Source organism: Allocoleopsis sp. (assembly GCF_036703385.1).
Lineage (GTDB): Bacteria > Cyanobacteriota > Cyanobacteriia > Cyanobacteriales > Coleofasciculaceae > Allocoleopsis.
In genome coordinates this window covers 1-6,368 of record NZ_DATNPA010000714.1, presented here as the reverse complement: position 1 = coordinate 6,368, position 6,368 = coordinate 1, and the positions used below count along the sequence as shown (strand labels likewise).

The 6,368-nt window shown below is 47.6% G+C and carries 4 protein-coding genes and 1 pseudogene; 3 read left to right on the top strand and 2 right to left on the bottom strand.

From position 1 onward, the window contains the following. Positions 1–378 (top strand): annotated as a pseudogene (locus V6C93_RS33635) (guanylate cyclase); the annotation flags it as partial. 238 nt (positions 379–616) lie between these two features. Here V6C93_RS33635 and V6C93_RS33630 read toward each other — a convergent pair. Both V6C93_RS33630 and V6C93_RS33625 read right to left on the bottom strand, forming a co-directional pair. Further along, positions 617–1,780 carry a cysteine desulfurase family protein gene (locus tag V6C93_RS33630; RefSeq protein ID WP_333481043.1) on the bottom strand — a complete coding sequence of 388 codons (1,164 nt, stop codon included), beginning with the start codon at positions 1,778–1,780 and terminating at the stop codon, positions 617–619. 138 nt (positions 1,781–1,918) lie between these two features. Continuing rightward, on the bottom strand, positions 1,919–2,299 hold the full coding sequence (locus tag V6C93_RS33625) for a DUF7682 family zinc-binding protein (protein ID WP_333481042.1): 381 nt from the start codon (positions 2,297–2,299) through the stop codon (positions 1,919–1,921). Positions 2,300–3,118: 819 nt separating this feature from the next. On the opposite strand from V6C93_RS33625, the gene V6C93_RS33620 reads away from it, so the two are divergent. After that, on the top strand, positions 3,119–4,564 hold the full coding sequence (locus tag V6C93_RS33620) for a phosphatidylserine/phosphatidylglycerophosphate/cardiolipin synthase family protein (protein WP_333481041.1): 1,446 nt from the start codon (positions 3,119–3,121) through the stop codon (positions 4,562–4,564). Between the two features lie 287 nt (positions 4,565–4,851). Continuing rightward, on the top strand, positions 4,852–6,368 hold a 1,517-nt coding region (locus V6C93_RS33615; protein ID WP_333481040.1), incomplete at its 3' end, for an aspartate:alanine exchanger family transporter.

Sequence of the window (6,368 nt, the reverse complement as noted above, 5' to 3'; positions counted from 1 at the left end):
ACCAAGCTTTATGGAGCCGGAATTTTGATTAGCCTGCAAACTCTTTGTTATCTTGATGAGCCACAAAACTATAGCTATCGGTTTGTAGATCGAGTTAGGGTTAAGGGGAAACAGAAGCCTGTAGCCGTCTTTGAAATCTACGACGGGGATGAAGAATCGCTTTTGGAGTTAAAGACGCAAACGAAGAGTAGCTTTGAACAAGCAGTTTTTCTGTATTTCCAGCAACAATTCGCTCAAGCCCAACAAAGATTTAAAGAGATTTTACAAATCAATCCTCAAGATAAAGTTGCAATGCTTTACGTCAAACGCTGTGAGAAATGTCAAAAGTATGGCGTTCCAGAGGACTGGGAAGGGGTAGAAGCTTTGAGTGAGAAGTAATGGGTAATGGGTAATGGGTAATATCATTTCCGTTTGCATCGTAATTTACTGAAATTTTGCTTGAAAACCTCTGCGATTCTCTGCGAAACCCTCTGTGAACTCTGCGTTAAAAAACGATATTAACGGACTCGATATAATTGGTAATTATCAGAAATTTTTAGTTGTTAGCGATTAAACCAATCATGCTCTAGTCACTAACAACTAATTTATTCTATTCCCCATTCCCAACCGATGGATTCTAACACCTAGCACAAGCTAGTTCTGGCATGAGTCTTGCTAACACTTGCTTAAGCACCATTGCTGTCCAGTCCGCATCAGCTTCCGTCGTATCTCGCCCTAAGGTGAGGCGGATACTTCCCAGAGCAACGGCGTCACTGTAGCCCATTGCCTTGAGGATAGGACTGGGGCTGAGTTTGCCACTGTGACAAGCAGAACCGGAACTAATGCCAATTCCAGCCAAGTTAAGCTGGCGCACTAGGGTTTTGCCGGTCACGGTTTTCCCATCACCGATGATCGCAAAGCTGACATGATGAGGTAAGCGGTGAAGTCGGGAACCCGTGGGTATCAGGTTGGGGGTGTCACTCAATTGGTCAAAAAGGCGATCGCGCAATCCCATTAACCTATGGGTTTCCGTTGCCATTTCCGCCGACGCGAGTTCGGCAGCAACACCAAAACCCGCAATCATCGGGACAGCTTGCGTACCCGATCGCAGTTGCAATTCTTGTCCCCCACCCAACATCATCGGCACTAACTCGACGCCACGGCGAATATACAGCGCCCCAGCCCCTTGAGGGCCATAAATCTTATGGCTCGACATGGATAATAAATCCACCGGCAGTTCCTTGACATTGATCGCTAAGCGTCCAGCCACCTGAACCGCATCCGTGTGAAACAGGACACCCTTTTGGTGAGCAATATGACCGAGGGTATGAATCGGTTGTAAGGTTCCGACTTCACTTTGACCATAGATGATGGAAACCAAAACGGTATTTGGTTGTAAGGCATCTTCCAAATCTCTGGGGTTCACTCGTCCGTATGTGTCCACAGGCAACTGTGTCACTTCCCAACCCCACTGTTCCAGCAATCCCACCGGTTCTGCCACCGCCGAATGCTCAACACTGGAAATAATCATGTGCTGCGGTTTTCTGTATGCTCTAGCTACCCCCATAATTGCCAGGTTATTCGCCTCAGTACCCCCAGAGGTGAAAATAATCGACTCTGCGGGTGCATGAATCAGCCCAGCCACCTGCATTCTCGCTTGCTCCACAGCGGTTGCGGCGCGTTGCCCCCACTCATGCAAGCTGGAAGGATTGCCCCACTGTTGGGTGAGGACATCCTGCATGGCAGCAATCACTTCTGGACGCGGCGGTGTTGTGGCGCTGTAGTCTAGATAAATTTGCATGGTCTTTCAGCCAATGGGCTCTCTATTCTCCCAGGATATAGTCTTGATGCCACCCCTTAAGATTATTGTGCTTATATGAAGATTAATGTTTGTCTGTAAAGCCGATGCTTGTGCTTGTCGTAACTACCGCATAAATAGCTAACAGCCTGGTTTATCGACGTTGTAATCTTCGTGAGACAAGACAGCATGGGGAACCAACAGACTACCCTGGTCATGGCAGATCATTCGGTAGTTCCGGGTAACGGGAATACTAATAATCCAACGGTTGTGGCGGAGCCGCTTTCCCCCATACTCTCTATAATTATTGCGACTCTGGAGGCCAGCAATAATCATACGGGCTTTAACCACCACATGAGCCGGAAGATTTTTTAAATCGATTGGATCTTCGGCAAAGGTGGATTCCCACTCCTGTTTTTGTTGTCTTTTTTCTTCCCGTACTCTATGCTGTTGCTCACATCGGTGGCAGGATTGACCATACCCCTTATGGCCACACGCAAAGGTCTTTTTTCTTCTTGACATATAACGTTATAGGGGGTCTCGCCCCACAACGTCGCAATGCTGCTACGGTGTGAGCAATTCCTCAAATTAATTTAATAAATAAGAGGCGAACAGAAGTCCGCTTGAAATTTATGTTAGTTCAACAGTGACAATCTGTTGACTATTCTTATAGGAAAACAGGCCATACTCATTTCATCCGAGTGATTCTCGAAAATACCGATAGTCGCTCCTGGAGTGACTTTACCACCGCCTTCAGGGGTTTAACGTCTCCCCAGTTTGAGCCGCAGAGTATGCACAACGGTTGAAGATAGAGCTAATAGATAGCTACTATAAATTTTTGTAACAAACAAGATGTTCTGCATCATTTATGTGTTGATTTCGTACCCTTACCACAAATCGTTCCCAGCAGCAACGCTCAACCTCTCATCCAGTAAGCAGTATGCGCTGCAATAGACCTTTGTTCTCTGGTTATGCTTTCAATGCGGTAAAAGCTTTCTCCTACTTCGGCTAGTAAGCTGTCGCGCCGATCAATTGCATTTGGAGTTCGTCATATTGACAGGTATAGCAAAAGGCAAAAGGTAGAGGGCAGAAGGCTTTTAGGTTTATTACTGCTACGTGGTCGTTTCAGCCGTTAACTCTGTCCTAACCTTTATGGCGACAGCTATACCCGCTGATTACTTAGCTCGCTTTGCCGTGTAATTACTGAGATTAGCGGCTCTCCCCTGGCGATATTCCGCAATATCCACATTGTTCTCCTATCTATTGCCAGAAATACTGAGAGACAACACCAATAAGTATTCAACCCAGTTTGAAACTTAGACGCATCACCGCTAAATCAGCATGAAATTTATCCTAGAGCCTATTACTTCCCTGTATCGCCAATATCTGAGAACCAGACGAGTCGTATTGTTTGCTCTATGTCTTATCTTTGGGTTTGTGCTGGTTAATACTCTTAGACCAGCATCCAAGTCAGAATTAATCAAACCTCTGCCCCAAGACCCTGCTGTAAAAGTTTATTTCAACCATAATCAAGCCTCGAAGTACAAAGACCCATATCGGCACTTTATCCGGCAAGGCGACAATCTGGAGCAACAGATGATTGAGGCGATTAATCAGGCTCAATCTACTGTAGATGTCGCTGTTATGGAATTCAGACTTCCCCAACTGGCTGAAGCATTGATCGCTAAACACTCAACTGGGGTCAAAGTCAGATTGCTGATTGATAATAAGTACAACAAAACTCTAGCTGACTACACACCGGAAGAAATTGCCAAAATGAATAAGCATGATCAATTGGCTTTTGAAGAGTTAAAGCGATACCCGGCTGATGCTTTGGCTATGCTTCGTGAGAGTGGCATCGAGATAAAAGATGATACTTCTGACGGTGCCACGAAAGGAAGTGGGCTCATGCATCATAAATTTCTCGTGATCGATGGGAAAACGACTATCATCTCCAGTGGAAATTTCACAACCTCAGATATGCATGGAGATTTTAATAGTTGGGAAAGTCGGGGAAACCCTAACAATATGGTTGTTATTGGTAACAATCTAGAATTGGCGGAAGGGTTTACTGATGAATTCAACTATATGTGGCAGGGATTGTTCAAATCTCACAAACCTTACAGACCTCCTATTACAATCCCCGTGGGACAAGGAACGATTACATTCAACTTTTCACCCGCTAAGAAAAAGCAAGAAATCGAAAAAACTAGCAACGGAATGATTGCTCACTTCGTTGAACAGGCGTCATCAAGCGTGCATATTGCGGTATTTGTTTATTCAGACCAGACGATTAGCGATACTTTAGGCGAGGTACATAATCACGGAGTAGAAGACATTAAAGTCTTGATAGATCGAGATTTTTATGGACAGCAATATTCCAAAGCTTATGATGCAATGGGCGTGTGTCCTAGGCCGGGCAGGAGAAAGAGCAAAATCCAAGTGAAGCCTTGGCAGCAACCTATCACTACAGTCGGATACCCTATCGCCCCAGCCGGCGATCGCGGAGTACACAGTAAGATGGCGATTTTGGATGGGAAAGTAGCGATCGCAGGAAGTCATAACTGGTCGAATTCGGGAAACTACTCGAACGATGAAACATTGATTGCGATCAACAACTCAACGGTTGCTGCACACTATGAGCGGGAATTTAGCCGCCTTTATCAAACAGCAGTGGTTGGTATCAAAAGTCTTCCTCATGCTCAGACATGCGGAAGTAACAGTTCAGTCAGCCCAACGCTACCTACGCCTTCAACTGAATCAGAATCTCTGTTTCCCGATAATTGAATTGCAGCATTTCAGCTAATTCCGCTAAGCGGAATGGCACTGAATTAAGAGAAAAGCGATCATTTCTTGGAAAAACCCAGATTGGGGGGTCTTCCCCCCAACCCCAGAGGGGGCCCCGATGCCCCCCAAACCCCCCGCTGGGGGACGGAGTGCCTACCTAGAGACCCCCTGCACAAGGGTTTGTTGGTGAAGTAAAGAAATTCTTAAGTCAGTGACATTCCCGCTAAGCATGATAGTAGGGTGAGCCATGCTCATCCTAGCTTTAGCACATCTGGGTAACTCTATTTATGTTTGAAGCACTTCGGGAATTCCTCGCGCATCAGCCCATCATGCTTCTGTTCTTAACCATCGGCTCAGGGTATCTCTTGAGCAAATTTCGGGTCAGAGGTATTGGCTTGGGCATGGCGTCGGTGCTATTCGTCGGTATTGCGCTGGGTGCGTGGGGTAAAGAGTCATTCCGTCTCCCTGAAATTATTTCCCAGCTCGGACTGCTCCTGTTTGTCTATACCATTGGACTTGATGCGGGGCCTGCATTTTTTAGAATTCTGAAGCGGCGCGGACTAGCGCTTGCTCTGGTGGCACTGGTAGCGGTACTCAGTGCCGCGACAATGGCGCAGCTTGCGGTGAAAGTGTTGGGTGTTAATCCTGCGATCGCAGTTGGGTTGTTCTGCGGCGGACTGACGAACACGCCTGCATTAGCGGCTGCCACTGAAATGCTCAGGGGAAAGCCGGAAAGTGTGTTCCTGACGATCGGCTATTCTGTTGCCTATCCACTGGCGGTGATTATTCCCATTGCGATCGCTGAACTTGTGGCCTTCTTAAGGCATGTGAATATCAAAAAAGAAACGAAGCGTGCTGAACAAGAAACTGGAGAAGATACCGAACCCCCTGTAGCCCGAAATCTTAAAATTATCTCACCGGAATTGGCTGGAGTTACCATTCACGACTCGCCTCTGGCAAAGCTGGGTGTCAAACTCAGCCGGGTGCAGCACGCCGAGAACGTGAGCGTGGCAACACCAGACACACTGCTGGAAGTTGGGGATATTATTCGCATTGTCGGTACGGGAGAAAAAGTAGCTAAAGCAATGGCGATCGACGGTGTAGAAGTGGTGCTACAACCCGGCCCTGAATCTCGACGCGACCAAGTCGATTACCGCCGAATTTTGCTCACCAACAAACAGCTAGTCGGTCGCAAACTCATTGAAAGCGGGATTGAAGAGAAGTGGCACGCCGTTGTGACCCGCATCCGCCGTGGGGATGTGGACTTTGTGCCAACGGATAACACGGTACTGGAACGAGGCGATCGCTTGCGCGTAGTGGCTAGGACGGACAACATACCCGGCTTAACCAAATATTTGGGCGACTCGTTGCGTGCCTTGAGAGAAACCGACTATCTCTCCCTCTCGCTGGGAATTCTCATCGGTGTGTTGCTTGGTAGTATCACCTTTGAACTTCCAGGTCATTTGAGGCTAAGTCTTGGCCTTGCAGGCGGCCCCCTGCTGGCGGCGCTTGTCCTAGGATGGCGTGGCAGAACCGGCCCCATTGTTTGGGACTTACCCGCTGAAATCAGCGCGACATTCCGCGAGTTCGGACTTGTCCTATTCTTCAGTGCAGTGGGTATCAAGTCCGGCGGACACTTTGTAGATGCTGTGGCGAATAATGGTGTTTTACTCCTCCTTATCGGCGCGATAATTACGCTGGTTGCCACACTCGTTTTGCTCGGTGGTGCAATTGTGCTGTTAAACCTCGATTGGGTTACGGCAACGGGAACCCTGGCAGGTGGGCAAACTCAGCCTGCTATTCT

What these genes read in the sequence shown, in the direction of transcription:
- V6C93_RS33630 (WP_333481043.1), bottom strand. Translation starts at nt 1,780, where the DNA reads ATGCAAATTTATCTAGACTACAGCGCCACAACACCGCCGCGTCCAGAA.
- V6C93_RS33625 (WP_333481042.1), bottom strand. Translation starts at nt 2,299, where the DNA reads ATGTCAAGAAGAAAAAAGACCTTTGCGTGTGGCCATAAGGGGTATGGT.
- V6C93_RS33620 (WP_333481041.1), top strand. Translation starts at nt 3,119, where the DNA reads ATGAAATTTATCCTAGAGCCTATTACTTCCCTGTATCGCCAATATCTG.